14 protein-coding genes are annotated in these 14151 nt (G+C 49.0%); 7 read left to right on the top strand and 7 right to left on the bottom strand.

What is annotated here, in order from left to right; translation table 11 throughout:
- Positions 1-16: 16 nt before the first annotated feature.
- Entirely contained in the window at positions 17-1450 is a 1434-nt protein-coding gene (locus ACQE26_RS02255) for a PTS mannitol transporter subunit IIBC (RefSeq protein WP_500470545.1), read from the bottom strand.
- A gap of 182 nt (positions 1451-1632) precedes the next feature.
- Positions 1633-1974 (bottom strand): YcnL family membrane protein, encoded by a 342-nt coding sequence (locus tag ACQE26_RS02260; RefSeq protein WP_060963596.1) that lies wholly within the window; start codon positions 1972-1974, stop codon positions 1633-1635.
- A 176-nt stretch (positions 1975-2150) separates the two neighbouring features.
- On the opposite strand from ACQE26_RS02260, the gene ACQE26_RS02265 reads away from it, so the two are divergent.
- From ACQE26_RS02265 to ACQE26_RS02275, 3 genes are read left to right on the top strand one after another with little or no spacing between them, the layout of a single operon-like run.
- Entirely contained in the window at positions 2151-2723 is a 573-nt protein-coding gene (locus ACQE26_RS02265; protein ID WP_047476249.1) for a DeoR family transcriptional regulator, read from the top strand.
- Between the two features lie 32 nt (positions 2724-2755).
- Positions 2756-4381: a copper resistance CopC/CopD family protein gene (locus ACQE26_RS02270; protein WP_060965074.1), complete on the top strand. Its 1626-nt coding sequence runs from the start codon at positions 2756-2758 to the stop codon at positions 4379-4381.
- Between the two features lie 12 nt (positions 4382-4393).
- The gene (locus ACQE26_RS02275) at positions 4394-5005 is read left to right on the top strand and encodes a YcnI family copper-binding membrane protein (RefSeq protein ID WP_045926241.1); all 612 of its coding nucleotides are present in this window, start codon (positions 4394-4396) and stop codon (positions 5003-5005) included.
- 45 nt (positions 5006-5050) lie between these two features.
- Here ACQE26_RS02275 and gdh read toward each other — a convergent pair whose 3' ends face one another.
- Together gdh and ACQE26_RS02285 are read right to left on the bottom strand one after the other, a co-directional pair.
- Positions 5051-5836 (bottom strand): glucose 1-dehydrogenase, encoded by a 786-nt coding sequence (gene gdh / locus ACQE26_RS02280; RefSeq protein WP_016937245.1) that lies wholly within the window; start codon positions 5834-5836, stop codon positions 5051-5053.
- A gap of 21 nt (positions 5837-5857) precedes the next feature.
- Positions 5858-6721 carry a RhaT/GlcU family sugar-proton symporter gene (locus ACQE26_RS02285; protein ID WP_016937246.1) on the bottom strand — a complete coding sequence of 288 codons (864 nt, stop codon included), beginning with the start codon at positions 6719-6721 and terminating at the stop codon, positions 5858-5860.
- Between the two features lie 226 nt (positions 6722-6947).
- Between ACQE26_RS02285 and ACQE26_RS02290 the strand changes: the two genes are divergently transcribed.
- Positions 6948-8098 (top strand): IS3 family transposase gene (locus ACQE26_RS02290; RefSeq protein ID WP_500469265.1). Its coding sequence is split into 2 segments (ribosomal slippage): positions 6948-7221 and positions 7221-8098, totalling 1152 coding nucleotides; the frame shifts between segments, so codons are not numbered across the junction.
- A gap of 67 nt (positions 8099-8165) precedes the next feature.
- On the opposite strand, the gene gabD is transcribed toward ACQE26_RS02290, so the two are convergent.
- The gene (gene gabD, locus ACQE26_RS02295) at positions 8166-9554 is read right to left on the bottom strand and encodes a succinate-semialdehyde dehydrogenase (RefSeq protein ID WP_045926242.1); all 1389 of its coding nucleotides are present in this window, start codon (positions 9552-9554) and stop codon (positions 8166-8168) included.
- Between the two features lie 105 nt (positions 9555-9659).
- Positions 9660-10967 (bottom strand): 4-aminobutyrate--2-oxoglutarate transaminase, encoded by a 1308-nt coding sequence (gene gabT / locus ACQE26_RS02300; RefSeq protein WP_500470546.1) that lies wholly within the window; start codon positions 10965-10967, stop codon positions 9660-9662.
- 109 nt (positions 10968-11076) lie between these two features.
- Here gabT and gabR point away from each other — a divergent pair, with 109 nt between their 5' ends.
- Complete coding sequence (gabR, locus tag ACQE26_RS02305) at positions 11077-12486, top strand: MocR-like transcriptional regulator GabR (RefSeq protein WP_500470547.1); 1410 nt, start codon at positions 11077-11079, stop codon at positions 12484-12486.
- 26 nt (positions 12487-12512) lie between these two features.
- Here the strand turns inward: gabR and ACQE26_RS02310 are convergent, their stop codons facing one another.
- Positions 12513-12827, bottom strand: a complete 315-nt coding sequence (locus ACQE26_RS02310; protein WP_003156322.1) for an ArsR/SmtB family transcription factor — start codon at positions 12825-12827, stop codon at positions 12513-12515.
- 141 nt (positions 12828-12968) lie between these two features.
- On the opposite strand from ACQE26_RS02310, the gene ACQE26_RS02315 reads away from it, so the two are divergent.
- Both ACQE26_RS02315 and nfsA read left to right on the top strand, forming a co-directional pair.
- Positions 12969-13256: a putative quinol monooxygenase gene (locus ACQE26_RS02315; RefSeq protein ID WP_060963601.1), complete on the top strand. Its 288-nt coding sequence runs from the start codon at positions 12969-12971 to the stop codon at positions 13254-13256.
- A 16-nt stretch (positions 13257-13272) separates the two neighbouring features.
- A complete protein-coding gene (gene nfsA / locus ACQE26_RS02320) occupies positions 13273-14019 on the top strand; it encodes an oxygen-insensitive NADPH nitroreductase (RefSeq protein ID WP_500470549.1) in 747 nt (248 codons plus the stop codon).
- Positions 14020-14151 lie beyond the last annotated feature (132 nt).

A 14151-nucleotide genomic window follows, 5' to 3' on the forward strand; every position in this document is an offset into this window, starting at 1 on the left:
CCCTCTTTCTGTTTGATTAGTTTTGAAGCTTTTCAATCAGTTCATCGTATTTCGGGCTGTTCAAGAAATTATCAACCGAAATGTGCACCGCCTGCGGCAGCTTCGCTTTCGCACGGTCAGTCAGGTCCTTATGCGTAATGACGATATCCGCGTCATTCGGAAGATTATTGATTGATGTATTTGTCACATCAATGTCAAGCTCTGCTTTTTTCACTTTGTTTCTTAAAATGGAGGCGCCCATTGCGCTCGATCCCATACCCGCGTCGCATGCGAAGATAATGCGGCTGACTTGGTCAGCGGACATATCAGCGGCGCTGTTTTCCGGCTCTTCCTCTTTGTCCGCCAATGCGGCCGCCGCTTCGCTTTTCCTGCCTTTCATTTCCTGCATTTTTTCCGCAGCGGCTGTCAGATCTTCTTCTCCCGCTTTGGACGATTTCAGAATAAGCGCCGAGATGATAAACGATACGGCCGCGGCAACGATGACGCCCGCCAGCACGCCGAGATAGCTTCCTTTCGGTGTCAGTGCCAAAATGGCGATGATGCTGCCCGGAGATGATGCGGCGACAAGACCCGCGTTAAAAATCGAGAATGTGAGCAGTCCGCTCGCTCCCCCGGCGATCGCCGCGAGGATCAGCATCGGTTTCATTAAAATGTAAGGGAAATAGATTTCATGAATCCCCCCGAAGAAATGAATGATCGCCGCTCCCGGAGCCGTCGATCTTGAAGAACCTTTCCCAAAGAACATGTATGCCAGTAAAATACCGAGTCCAGGCCCGGGGTTCGCTTCCACTAAGAACAGAATGGATTTACCCGCTTTGGCTGCCTGCTCAATTCCGATCGGACTTAAAATGCCGTGGTTGATCGCGTTATTCAGGAACAGGACTTTCGCCGGTTCCACGAAAACGCTTGCAATCGGCAGCAAGTTCGCGTGGACAATGACTTCCACACCCGCCGCCAGCAATTTGTTAAGAGACAGGACGACCGGGCCGATCGCATAAAACGCGATAATCGTCAGCACCGCGCCGATAATTCCCGCCGTGAAGTTGTTGATCAGCATTTCAAAACCCTGTCTGACTTTATCTTTAAACACACGGTCTAATTGTTTAATGAGATAGCCGCCCAAAGGCCCCATAATCATTGCCCCTAAGAACATCGGAATGTCCGCTCCGACAATGACTCCGATGGCCGCTGTCGCTCCGACGACTCCCCCGCGGTGATCGTAAATCATTTTTCCGCCCGTATATGCGATTAAAAGCGGCAGAAGATACGTAATCATCGGGCTTACCAATGTATTCAGCTGCGGATTCGGAAACCATCCCGCAGGAATAAACAGCGCGGTGATAATTCCCCATGCAATAAATGCGCCGATATTCGGCATGATCATACCGCTTAAATAACTGCCGAACCGCTGTATCTTTACTTTCATGCCAGCTTGCTGTTCTTGCTGCATATCATTTCCCTCCCTGTTTGCCTGCCTTAAGATGAAAATAAATAAGACACGGGGTTTTCTTTCGCCCCTGTGCCTTCATCATAAAACGCTTACAATCCTCATTCAATGAAAAGTAAAGAGGAGTTTGGCACAGAGACTGTGACAAATCCTTAACTAAAAAAAGACACCTCATCAAAGGTGTCTTACCGCTTCCTGTATATAATGTGTCCTTTTGTAACGACGAGTTTGGCAATGATCCGCTCACTGACAATAAACACCGGATACGCACATACGAGCGCAAAAATGGCGGCCGGCACATACCGCGCGGCCGGAATCATCGGCATGACGGCGGTTCTGGCCATCTGCACAAGATAAATCAAAAGCACGGTTATCGCAATGGCCACAGCCATAATCGGAGCTGATACTTTATATTCACGCAATTTCACATGGCAATGTCCGCACTGAAACTGGCACGGGATCATGGATGATCTGACCATGTCGCCTGTAATCGGCTTGCCGCAGTTCGGGCAGGTCGTTTCTTTCATGTTTATTCCTCCATTCAACTCTTCTATTATAACAGAGTCTGTCTCCGCGTTTTACATTTGTGATTGTTCAACATATTTTCACACATTTTATCATCAGGCTCTTGTGCACATTTGTGAAAACATCTACTCTTAAAGGGAGGTTCATCACTCATTCGCATAAAAAGGAGGATGCAGAATTGCTTCCGATTAACAGACAGCAAACCTTGCTTGAATGGCTGAAAGAGGAGGGCGCGCTGAAAATCTCTGACATAAGCGAGAGATTCGGCGTCTCCGAGATGACCGTGTACAGAGACGTCAATCAGCTGGCGGATGCAAACCGGATTATCCGGACACCCGGCGGCATTACGCTCCCGCCCGCTTCAGAAAAAAGCGCCAATCAATGCGGCTATTGCCTGCGGCCGATTCAGCATTCATATTCTGTCCAGCTCATTACTGTTTCACAAGCCGTTGAGCAGATGTGCTGCATTCATTGCGCGATTTTGCGGTATGAGGATAAAAAGGAAGAAGTGTCTCATGTCATTTGTAAGGATTTTCTTCTCCAGACAACGCTGACGGCCGCTTCTGCTTACTTTTTAGTCCATGCCGATATTGACCTTCATTGCTGCCGGCCTCAGGCGATTCCCTTCTCAACGCGTGATTACGCAGAACGGTTTCAAAAAGGATTCGGCGGGGTCATTTGCACCTTTGACGAGGCGGCGGACATCATCTTACACGACAGGCAGAAGGGATGCACCTGCAGCAAGACATAACAACAACCAACCGGAAGGCGGTGTCACAAGCCATGAGACAGAACAAACGCTGGCTCATCTTTTTGCTGTTCCTTGTTTTGATTCCGAAAACAAGTTTCGCCCACGCCTACATCACAAACTCAAACCCGGGTGAGAACAGCGAATTAAAACAAGCGCCGAAGCAGATTGAAATTGAGTTTAATGAACAGATTGAAGAAGGCTTTCACTCCATTAAGGTCTATAATTCATCCGGCGAACGGGTCGATGCCGGCAAAACGGTGATTCAAAAAAGTGATGCCCGCATCATGACCGCGGCATTGAAAAAAAATCTGCCGCATGATATTTACAGAGCGGAATGGAACGCGGTGTCGGCCGACGGTCACCCGGTATCCGGCGTCATTCCTTTCAGTATCGGGAAAGCCGGCGGTGAACTTCAGGAGCAAACATCATCACAAGCGGCGCTTCATCCCGAAGCGGCCATCGACCGCGGTATTTTGTATACCGCTCTCTCCCTGTTTATCGGCACGGCGTTTTTTCATCTGTTTTGGTACAGAAAAAATGATTCATCAAAAGCAAAACGAACTGTAAAGCTGCTCGTGATTTCCTTATGTTTAACGGGGCTTGCGCTTGTCTGCCAGCTCCCGATCCAGACGAAAGAAAACGCGGGCGGCGCTTGGAGCGCCGCGTTTCAGCCGGACTATGTAAAAGAAACGCTTCTGAAAACGGCAGGCGGGTGCGTCTGGATGATCCAGATCAGCCTATTTATCCTGCTTGCCCTGTCCATGATCCCGCTGCTGAAGAAGAAAGCTTTCCGGTCATTTGCGTACTGGACGGCGCCGCTGCTGTTCTTTTTCGCTTCGCTTTTGGCAAAAGCATTCGCCGGACATGCAGCGGTTATTGACGAAAAAGCGGTCGGCATCGCGATGGATTTTCTCCATTTATCAGCCGCGTCTGTATGGACCGGCGGTATAGCCGTGCTTGTGCTCCTTCTTTCATCAGAGTGGAGAAAAACAGATAAAACCGCCGCCTGGGAAACGGTCAGACGCTTTTCTCCTTGGGCGTTCGCCTCTGTCGGCGTGCTTTTATTTTCAGGTGTGCTGAACGGATTTTTCATTATCCGTTCGTTTGATTCACTCTTTCACACCGCTTACGGCAAGACGCTCCTTTTGAAAATCGGGCTGTTTGTCATCATGCTTGCGCTCGGCGCCATTCACGTATGGATGACGAAGTTCCGCAGAAAAAGGAGCATCAGCGCAACGATAAAGGCCGAATGGGCAATCGGCATTGCGGTGTTATTTACAACCGCTGTCTTCACAAGCCTGCCCAGCCCGCCGCCGCCCGCGCCATTGCCTTTTAACGGCTCAGAAATGATCGGAAACGGGGAAACCCTGTCCCTGCATATTACGCCGAACCAGCCGGGTAAAAATGAATTTCAAGTCATTGTCACCGATCATAACGGCGGCTTGGTGAAAGACATTCAGCAATTTACGGTGACTGTTTATCAGACGGGCTTCAGCGGCAAACAGCATGAAAGCACCTTTGATTTGAAAAAGACGAAGGAAGGCACATTCGAAGCCGCCAACCTGTCCATCACCGAAAAGGGAAACTGGAAGATCAAAGTCCACGGACTGACAAGCGATTTCAATGAAATCAACCAAGTATTCTCAACGACAAACTAAGGAGTGTATCTCATGTTGAAAAAAAAGGCTTTCGTATTCATATTTGCCGTGACCCTGTCACTCACCGGTTTTACGGCTGCAGCAAGCGCCCACGTCTCCGTCAAACCCGCGGAATCCGCGGCGGGTTCTTGGGAAACGTACACAATGAAAGTGCCTGTGGAAAAAAATGAGCCGACAACGAAAGTCGTGCTGAAAATGCCCGCGGGCGTTGAGTTCCAGCAGTATCAGCCGATTCCGGGCTGGAAAACGTCCGTAGCAAAGCATGATGACAAGGCGGTCTCCGTCACTTGGGAAGCAAAGGACGGCGGCATTCAGCCCGGCCAATTCCAGCAGTTCACATTCGTTGCGAAAAACCCTGAAAAGACCGCGGATGCCGCTTGGGACGCCTACCAATATTACAAAGACGGCAGCATTGTAGAATGGACGGGTGATGAGAACGCCGACACGCCTCACTCAATTACGAAAATCACAAAAGCGGCGAACGTGACGGATGCGCACGGAGCTGAACAGTCAAATGAAGAAAGCAAATCCGGCGTATCTGCGCTTGATATTGCGGCCATCGTTCTGTCAGCTGCGGCGATTATCCTTTCGATCGCAGCGCTTGTAAAGAAAAAACGCGCGTAAGCAAAAAGCGATCCGGCTCTAAAGAGCCTGAGATCGCTTTTTTTCTTATCCCCGGCCTGCCTGGAATGACGGATATTTGGTCATTCCGCCGTCAGCAAACAGTGTAATGCCGGTCACGTAGCTTGATTCCTTTGAAGCGAGCCAGACGGCGACGGCCGCGATTTCTTCCGGCTCACCGATATATCCCATCGGAATCATGCTTTCCACATCTTTTTTCTGGACGGGATCCGCGAATTTTTCCGCATTGATCGGCGTATTGATCGCGCCCGGTCCGATATTGTTAACACGGATGCGCTTCGGCGCGTACTCAAGCGCCAGCGTTTCCGTCATCAATTTAATGCCGCCTTTACTTGCCGCGTAGTGGACAAACAGCGGCCACGGAATCATTTCATGCACGCTCGACATGTTAATGACGTTTCCTTGAATATCATTTTCTACGTAATATTTAATGGCTTCGCGGCTTCCCAGAAAAGCGCCGGTCAGATTGGTATTGATGACTTTGTTCCAGTCTTTTAACGGCATTTCATGCGACTGAACCGGGTTTTCCATGCCGGCGTTATTGATCATGATATCCAATGTGCCGAATTCTTTCACCGCGGTCTGGACGATGTTTTTCACATCTTCTTCTTTTGTGACGTCACCTTGAATGATGACTGCTTCACCGCCCGCTTTTTGAACCTCTTCTTTTACGGTTTGTGCCTCTTTTTCATTACTGTAGTAGTTAATGACGACTTTCGCCTGCTCCTGTCCGAAGCGGAGCGCCATCGCTTTTCCTAATCCTGATGATGCTCCCGTAATGGCTACGACTTTTCCTTTTAAATCCGTGTACATGTTCAAACCTCCTGCATGTTGTTATGAATTTGATTTTGCAATGCCTAAGAATATTGCGGCCACGATGATCAGGATAATCCCGATGGCAATGGCGACCAGCTGGCGCTTCGTTTTGCTCTCACGGAGGATGAAGATTCCGCCGAGCGTGCTGATGACGATCCCCATTTGAGACAGGGAAAAACTTGTCGCAACACCGACGCGCGGCTGTGAGATGAACAGAAACATATTCCCGAGCGCCCAGATGATTCCCGGCAGAATGTTCTTGAGGGCGTACTTATTAAACGGTTTATGCTTGTATGTCAGGAGCAGCCCGCCGATAACCATCCCGATCGCCTGCGGCAGAAGCGCTGACCAGCCGGATACGCCGAACAGCCGGGCCACGACGACATAGACCAAATAACCGAGCGTAGAGATCAGCAGGATGACAATGCCTTTTTTTAAGTTTCCCGGTTCTCCGTCAGCCCGCCCTTTTTTATCTTCTAAAGATGTGAGCACTATACCGACGATGATTAAAATAAGGGCGAGAATACCCAGCGTAATCGCGATGGGGGTTGACCATTCTTTGAATACAATCACCCCGAACAAAGAAGTCGAGACGAGCTGCATTCCCGTTGATATCGGCATCGTTTTTGAAACGCCCATCAGCTGGATGCTTTTTAGCTGATTGCTTTGGCCGAGCGACCAAAACAGCCCCGATATGATGCCAACAATAAAAATGCGCCCAGACAGCACCGGATGGACAAACAGATACAGTACAAACGAAACGATGAGCGCCCCGATTGTCGTACCAAGCGTCTGGCTGTAAGGCCCGCCGCCTAATTTGACGTTAAATAACACGATGCTCCCCCAAAACAAAGCCGGGAGAAGAGCCAGTAATATATCCATGATGGCGACCTTCTTTCAATCGTATTTGCTGTTATTTTGTCTGGAATTCATCCGATTATTCTCAAATCAGAACAAAAAAGCCTGCCGGCGATTTTACCGGCAGGCTGCCCATTAAAAAAAGCCCCGCTCAGAGGGACTGACCCCATAATATGAGACAAACAAAAAACACCTTCAAGTTTGAAAACGGATCGTTGTTATCCGAAATTAGACTTGGAGGTGTTTTTCTATGAGGACAAGAGTGAGTTATCCGGTTGAAGTCAAACAGAAGGCTGTAGAAATGAGATTGGCGGGCGTGCCTGTGAAGGAGATCATGCAGGAATTGAATATAAAGAATAAGACGCAGATTCAGACATGGGTCAGGTGGTATAAAGCTGGGGATACACATCGATTCCAACAACCTGTCGGAAAGCAATATTCTTATGGGAAAGGTCCAGAGTATTCTTCCGAATTAGAGAAACTGCAGGCAGAAAATCGTTATCTGAGACAACAGAATGAAGTGTTAAAAAAGTACAACGAATTGGAAAGGAAGCTGATAGCGAAACGCCAGTCGAGCTTGTAGAAGCATTGCGCGGCACAATGACCATAAAGGATATCTGTATTCATTTAGGTATCTCACGAGCATCTTATTATCGTTGGAAGAAGAATCTGATGAAAGATAACCCTAAATACCATTTAGAAAAACAAATCGGCACGTTGTGCCGAGAACACAAGTATCGGTATGGCTATCGGAAAATCACAGCCATATTAAAAAAGGAAATGCGTATGAATCATAAAACGGTTCAGCGCATTATGCAGAAGAATCAGTGGCAATGCCGGGTTAAGGTGAAAAAGCGCAAGAAGAATGGGCAGCCATATGCCGTGGCCGAGAATATATTGGATCGAAACTTTCAGTCTGATCGCCCTCTGGAAAAGCTAGTAACGGATATCACATATTTGCCTTATGGGCAGAAACAATTGTATCTTTCCAGTATATTGGATTTATACAATGGAGAAGTGATTGCTTTTACGATTGGCGATAGACAGGACACAGACTTTGTCTTACACACACTTGATCAGCTGCCCGCACTGCCAGAGAACTGCGTGTTACATAGTGACCAAGGTTCTGTTTATACATCTTATGAGTATCAGAAAGCTGTTAAAACAAAAGGCATTACCATGAGCATGTCCCGCAAAGGGACGCCCGCTGATAATGCCTCCATCGAATCGTTTCATTCCTCACTAAAGTCTGAAACGTTCTACCTCGACAGGTTGGAAAGCACTACGACGACCATCGTAGAACAAACTGTCGAAACCTATATACACTATTATAACAACATTCGTATTCAAACGAAACTAAACAACCAGCCGCCGGTCACATACCGACAGCTGGCTGCTTAAAGGTGTTTTGATCCCTGTCTCAAAAACGGGGGTCAGTCCCCAGAAGCAGGGGCTCTTTTTTTGGCTATTAAAGTCCGATTGACATGTATTTGGTTTCCAGATACGGCTCAATGCCTTCCGTACCGCCTTCACGGCCGATGCCGCTTTCTTTCATTCCGCCGAACGGCGCTTGAACCGCTGACGGGCCGCCGTCATTCCAGCCGATGATGCCGTATTCAAGCTGTTCAGAAATATAGATGCCGCGGCGGTAGTTTTCTGTAAAGAAATAAGCCGCAAGCCCGAACGGCGTATCGTTCGCAAGCTTGATCGCTTCATCGATATCTGAGAACGTAACGATAGGCGCAACCGGGCCGAATGTTTCTTCATGCATGATGTTCATGGATGTATCTACGTTTGACAGCACGGTCGGAGTCACGAAATAGCATCCTTTTTCATCGTTTTGGTCATATGTTCCGCCTGTCAGCACTTCTGCGCCTTTTTCCACGGCATCATTAATTTGAGCGACGATTTTATCGAACCCTTTTTTGTTGATGACAGGACCGACGTTTACGCCTTTTTCAAGACCGTTTCCGACTTTGAGTTTCGCAGCTTCTTCACTCAGTTTTTTCGCAAACTCGTCTTTCACGGATTCGTGTACGATCAGACGGTTCGCACAGACGCAGGTTTGGCCGGCATTTCTGAATTTAGAGGCCATCGTTTGGGCTACCGCCAGATCAAGATCAGCGTCTTCATCTACGATCAGCGGCGCATGTCCGCCAAGCTCCATTGACATATGTTTTACGGTGTCGGCGCTGTTTTTCATCAGGATTTTGCCGACAGGCGTTGAGCCGGTAAAGGTAATTTTGCGGATTTTCGGACTGCTGGTAAAGACGTTTCCGATTTCGGCTCCGTCACCGATCACCACTTGCAGCACGTCCTTCGGAATTCCCGCTTCATACGCGAGACGCGCAAGGGCGTAAGCGGAAAGCGGCGTATCCTCCGCGGGTTTGATGATGAACGTACAGCCTGCGGCCAAAGCGGGCGCGGCTTTTCTTGTAATCATCGCATTCGGGAAATTCCACGGCGTGATCGCGGCTACCGGGCCGACCGCCTGGCGGGTGACGACGATCCGTTTGCCCGTTGTCGGCGCAGGGACGGTTCTGCCGTAAATCCGTTTTGCTTCCTCGGCAAACCATTCAATATAGCCGGCGCCGTATAACACTTCTCCGACCGCTTCTTCGTACGGTTTACCGTTTTCCTTCGTAATTAATTCCGCAAGTTCTTCTTTATTTTCAACAATCAGCTCATACCATTTTCTCAAAAGTGAGGCACGTTCTCCCGCTGACGTTTTGGACCATGATTGAAACGCTTGATGTGAACGTTCAATCGCTTTTTCAACTTCTTCGGCCGTCTGCTGGGGGATGCTTTCGATCGCCTCTCCCGTTGCCGGGTTGTACACTGTTAATTGTTCTGGCATATTGAACATTCCTTTCTTTCCTATAGTAAAGCCATTGAATGCTTGTTGATATATCTCACACTTTCATGATAGCAGACACATCCGCCGGCATACCAATAATTGAACTCACAGAGCTGCTTCGATAATGGAAAGGCCTTCTTTGAGCTGTTCATCCGTCACGACAAGCGGTGTCAGAAATCGGATAATGTTGCCGTTAATCCCCGCCGTCAGCAGCAGCAGTCCGTTCTCGTTCGCCGTTTTAGCGATCTCCGCGGCTTTTGCTTTGTCCGGTTCACGCGTGTCCTGGTCTTTGACAATTTCGATGGCCGCCATCGCGCCGAGTCTGCGCACTTCTCCGATACACGCATGCTCTTTTTTCCATTCAAGCGCTTGATGCTCAATGATGCGGCCGATCTCTTCAGAACGCTGATTAAGTCCTTCTTCTTCAATAATATCCAGGACGGCAAGCGCAGCCGCACAGCCGAGAGGGCTTCCCGCATATGTGCCTCCAAGTTCCCCCGGCGCAGCGGCATCAAGCATTTCCGCCCGGCCGATGACGCCGCTCAGAGGCAATCCGGCCGCAAGTGATTTGGACACGGTGATCAAATCAGGGACGGCTTCGAAATGCTCGATTGCAAAATACGTTCCCGTTCTCGCAAATCCGGTCTGAATTTCATCCGCCACGAAAACGATGCCGTGTTTTTTACAAAAAGCGGCGACATGCTGCACGAAACGTTTTGAAGGAATGATGAAACCGCCTTCTCCCTGAACCGGTTCCATAACGACACAGGCGACCGTTTCCGGCGCAACTGCAGCGATAAAGAAATCATCAAAAGCGCTGATGATCAAGTCGTCATACTGCTCGTCAGTCATGCCGGCCGGCTTTTGATAATAGTAAGGAAACGGCGCCTGATACACTTCCGGGGCAAACGGGCCGAATCCGTATTTATAAGGTTTCACCTTGCTCGTCATGCTCATCGTCATGTTCGTGCGGCCGTGGAACCCTCTTGTAAATGACACGACAGCCTGGCGCTTCGTATATTTTCTGGCGATTTTCACGGCATTTTCCACCGCTTCCGCTCCGGAGTTGAGAAAAATCGCTTTTTTCGCATGATCTCCCGGCGCAAGGGCGCAAAGTTTTTCGGCAAGCTCAATATAAGACGGATACATCATGACGTTAAATCCCGGGTGAATCAGATCCTCCGCCTGTTTCTTCACCGCCTCCACCACTTTCGGATGGGAATGGCCGACATTCAGCGTTCCGATCGCTCCGGCAAAATCAATGAATCGTCTGCCGTCCAAATCGTATAAAAGCGCCCCTTCCCCTTTTACCGCCATGCTGCGGTTTCCGTTGCCGACCCCTTTGGAAACGAATTGATCCCGTTTTTGCTGCCACTGGGCAGTTGTCACTTCCGTTGATGCTGTTTGACTCATAGATTTCATCCCCTTGCGTTATTTTCTTATCATTCTGACTTCTTTTTGGTATGATGAAAAGTACCAAAATCAATTTATCTATGGTACCAGGAAGGGGGTCATGGTCTTTATGCTGACAATTTCCATTGATCATTCGGAAACGGCGGATTATATATACCAGCAGATCTACCAGCACATAAAAGCGGCCGTTTTGAAGCGCAGCCTGCTGCCCCACACAAAGGTGCCGTCTAAACGGGAGCTTGCCGAGACACTGAAGGTCAGCGTGAATTCAGTGAATTCGGCTTATCAGCAGCTGCTTTCGGAAGGTTATTTATATGCAGTCGAAAGAAAAGGTTTTTTCGTTGAGGAAATTGATACGGTTTATCATGAAGAAACGCCTTCGCTCTTATTGCCTGAAGATTTAAAAGAGCGGGAGACGGATAAAAGCGGCTGGATTTCATTTTCACATATGAGCGTGGATACGGCGCATTTCCCCCTGAAAAGCTGGTTCCGCTGTGAGCATAAAGCAGCCGCCCGTTCATTTCATACACTCGGAGAACTCGTCCATCCGCAAGGCTTATATGAAGTCCGCGAAACGATTTCGAGGCTTATTTCCCTGACAAGGGGCGTTACATGCCGCCCGGAACAAATCGTGCTCGGGGCGGGCACGCAAATGCTGATGCAGCTGCTGACGGAACTGCTGCCAAAAGACGCGCTGTACGCGATGGAGAACCCGGGATATATGAGGATGTACCGGCTGCTGCAAAACCTCGGGAAAAAAACGGCCACGATCAGCCTCGATGAAAAAGGCATGTCCATGGCCGAAATCGAAAAGCGCCGGCCCAGTGTATTGATCACCACGCCGTCCCATCAATTTCCCTCAGGGGTAATCATGCCCGCTTCCCGGCGGATTCAGCTTTTAAACTGGGCCGCCGAACAGAACGGCCGCTTCATTATTGAGGATGACTATGACAGTGAATTTAAATATGACGCCGACACGATCCCAGCGCTTCAAAGCCTTGACCGGTTTCAAAATGTCATCTACATGGGGACCTTTTCAAAGTCCCTTTTCCCCGGCCTGCGCATCAGCTACATGGTTCTGCCGCCCGGGCTTTTGCGGACGTTTAAAGAGAGAACGTATGACCTTAATACGTGCAGCACGCTTGCCCAGCTGGCGCTTAAAGAATTTATCGATTCAGGTGAATATCAGAAACATATAAAAAAGATGAAGCAGCATTATAAGAACATGCGGGAGCGCCTCATTTCGGCTTTGGAAGAAACCTTCGGGGAAAGAATCCATGTAAAGGGCGCCAATGCCGGGCTTCATTTTGTCACGGAGTTTGACTGCGCCCGTTCAGAAAAAGAAATATTGGCGCGGGCAGATGCAGAACAGCTCGATCTGTTTGCGATGAGCCGGTTCCGCCTGAAAACGGGAGGCGATCCAAATAAGCCGCAGCTCATTCTCGGCTTCGCCCGCCTGAAGGAGAGCGATATTCAGGAAGGCGTCACAAGGCTTTACCGGACGGTTTTCGGCGCATAAAAAAACCCCCGGAATTCGGGGACTATTTACCAGCGGTCCGGCTCTGTCTGCAAAATCGCCTCCAGCAGGCCGGGAAACGCCGCTTGTAAATCATCTTTGCGCAGGGAATAATAACGGTGCTTCCCGTCTATGCGCACTTGGGCGATCCCCGCTTCCCGGAGCACTTTAAAGTGATGGGACAGCGTTGATTTGGCGACCCGGACATCCGCACATGTGCCGCACGTTTTTTCAGTTGTTTCCGCCAATTGTTTGACCAGCTCTAAGCGGAGCGGATCACTCAGAGCATGAAGAACCTTTGTCAGCTGTAAGCGGTCGGTTTCAGGATGATTTGGAATGTTCATGAGTCAAATGTAACACAGATCATCGGCGGGTGACAATTTAGGCGGTGAGGGTTTTTTCTTTACCATTCACTGCGAAACATGTTACAGTTAGTTCGATAATATTCGAACTATAACAAATAAACCCAATCAGGAGGAATTACAATGATCGTCTTACAGGCTTACATGAAAGTAAAAGCGGATAAACGCGAGGAATTTTTAGGAGAAGCGCAATCACTTCTTCAGCATTCACGTGCGGAAGAAGGAAATGTGCAATACGATCTTTTCGAAAAAATCGGTGAAGAAAATACGTTCGTCATGCTTGAACAATGGAAAGATGAAGAAGCGATGAAATTCCACAACGCCACTGACCATTTCCAAGGATTCGTGGCAAAAGCAAAAGAAGTGCTGAGTGCGCCGCTTGACGTTGTCCGCACAGAGCTGTCAGAGTAACGAAAGGATGAATAACATGAACGAAGTCCTTCAATTATTAACAGACCACCGTTCCATCCGCAGCTACACAGATGAGCCCGTATCAGATGAACAGCTGGACCTTATCATTCAAGCCGCTCAGGCAGCGCCGACTTCCATTAACGGCCAGCAATTTACCGTTATTGCCGTGAAAGATAAGGAACGGAAGAAAAAAATATCCGAATTGGCGGGCGGCCAGCCGTGGATTGAACAAGCGCCGGTTTTCCTTTTATTCTGCGCTGATTTTAACCGCGCCAAAATTGCGCTTGAAGAATACAATGATACGCCGCTTGAGATCACGAACGGTTTAGAGTCCGTTCTTGTCGGCGCCGTAGACGTCGGGATTGCGCTCGGTACGGCAACTGCCGCGGCTGAATCAATGGGACTCGGCACTGTGCCGATCGGAGCCGTGCGCGGCAAGCCGGATGAACTCATTGAAATGCTGAAACTCCCGAAATACGTTTTCCCGGTTTCCGGTCTCGTCATCGGCCATCCGGCAGACCGCTCCGCGAAAAAACCGCGTCTGCCGCAAGCAGCCGTTCTGCATCATGAAACGTATCAAGAGGAAGATTTAAGAACACATATCGAAGCCTATGACAAGCAGATGTCCGAATACATGAAAAACCGCACAGGCGGACAAGAAACAAGAAACTGGTCACAAGGCATCACCTCCTACTATAAGCAGCTTTATTATCCGCACATTCGTGAAATGCTTGAAAAACAAGGGTTTAAAACGGATAAATAAGCGCATCAGCCTGCCGGAAACGCTCCGGCAGGTTTTTTCTTTTTCTCAAACAAAAGCGTTGACACTGCGCAAAAATTTTTGTTAATATTTTCATCATATACTCATTGGTTTTCTGTGAACCGATGGGTTTTC

This window comes from Bacillus sp. 5RYD7K (genome assembly GCF_059831465.1).

Coding starts and splice junctions, on each gene's coding strand:
- ACQE26_RS02255 (WP_500470545.1), bottom strand. CDS start 1,450: ATGCAGCAAGAACAGCAAGCTGGCATGAAAGTAAAGATACAGCGGTTC.
- ACQE26_RS02260 (WP_060963596.1), bottom strand. CDS start 1,974: ATGAAAGAAACGACCTGCCCGAACTGCGGCAAGCCGATTACAGGCGAC.
- ACQE26_RS02270 (WP_060965074.1), top strand. CDS start 2,756: ATGAGACAGAACAAACGCTGGCTCATCTTTTTGCTGTTCCTTGTTTTG.
- ACQE26_RS02275 (WP_045926241.1), top strand. CDS start 4,394: ATGTTGAAAAAAAAGGCTTTCGTATTCATATTTGCCGTGACCCTGTCA.
- gdh (WP_016937245.1), bottom strand. CDS start 5,836: ATGTACACGGATTTAAAAGGAAAAGTCGTAGCCATTACGGGAGCATCA.
- ACQE26_RS02285 (WP_016937246.1), bottom strand. CDS start 6,721: ATGGATATATTACTGGCTCTTCTCCCGGCTTTGTTTTGGGGGAGCATC.
- gabD (WP_045926242.1), bottom strand. CDS start 9,554: ATGCCAGAACAATTAACAGTGTACAACCCGGCAACGGGAGAGGCGATC.
- gabT (WP_500470546.1), bottom strand. CDS start 10,967: ATGAGTCAAACAGCATCAACGGAAGTGACAACTGCCCAGTGGCAGCAA.
- gabR (WP_500470547.1), top strand. CDS start 11,077: ATGCTGACAATTTCCATTGATCATTCGGAAACGGCGGATTATATATAC.
- ACQE26_RS02310 (WP_003156322.1), bottom strand. CDS start 12,827: ATGAACATTCCAAATCATCCTGAAACCGACCGCTTACAGCTGACAAAG.
- ACQE26_RS02315 (WP_060963601.1), top strand. CDS start 12,969: ATGATCGTCTTACAGGCTTACATGAAAGTAAAAGCGGATAAACGCGAG.
- nfsA (WP_500470549.1), top strand. CDS start 13,273: ATGAACGAAGTCCTTCAATTATTAACAGACCACCGTTCCATCCGCAGC.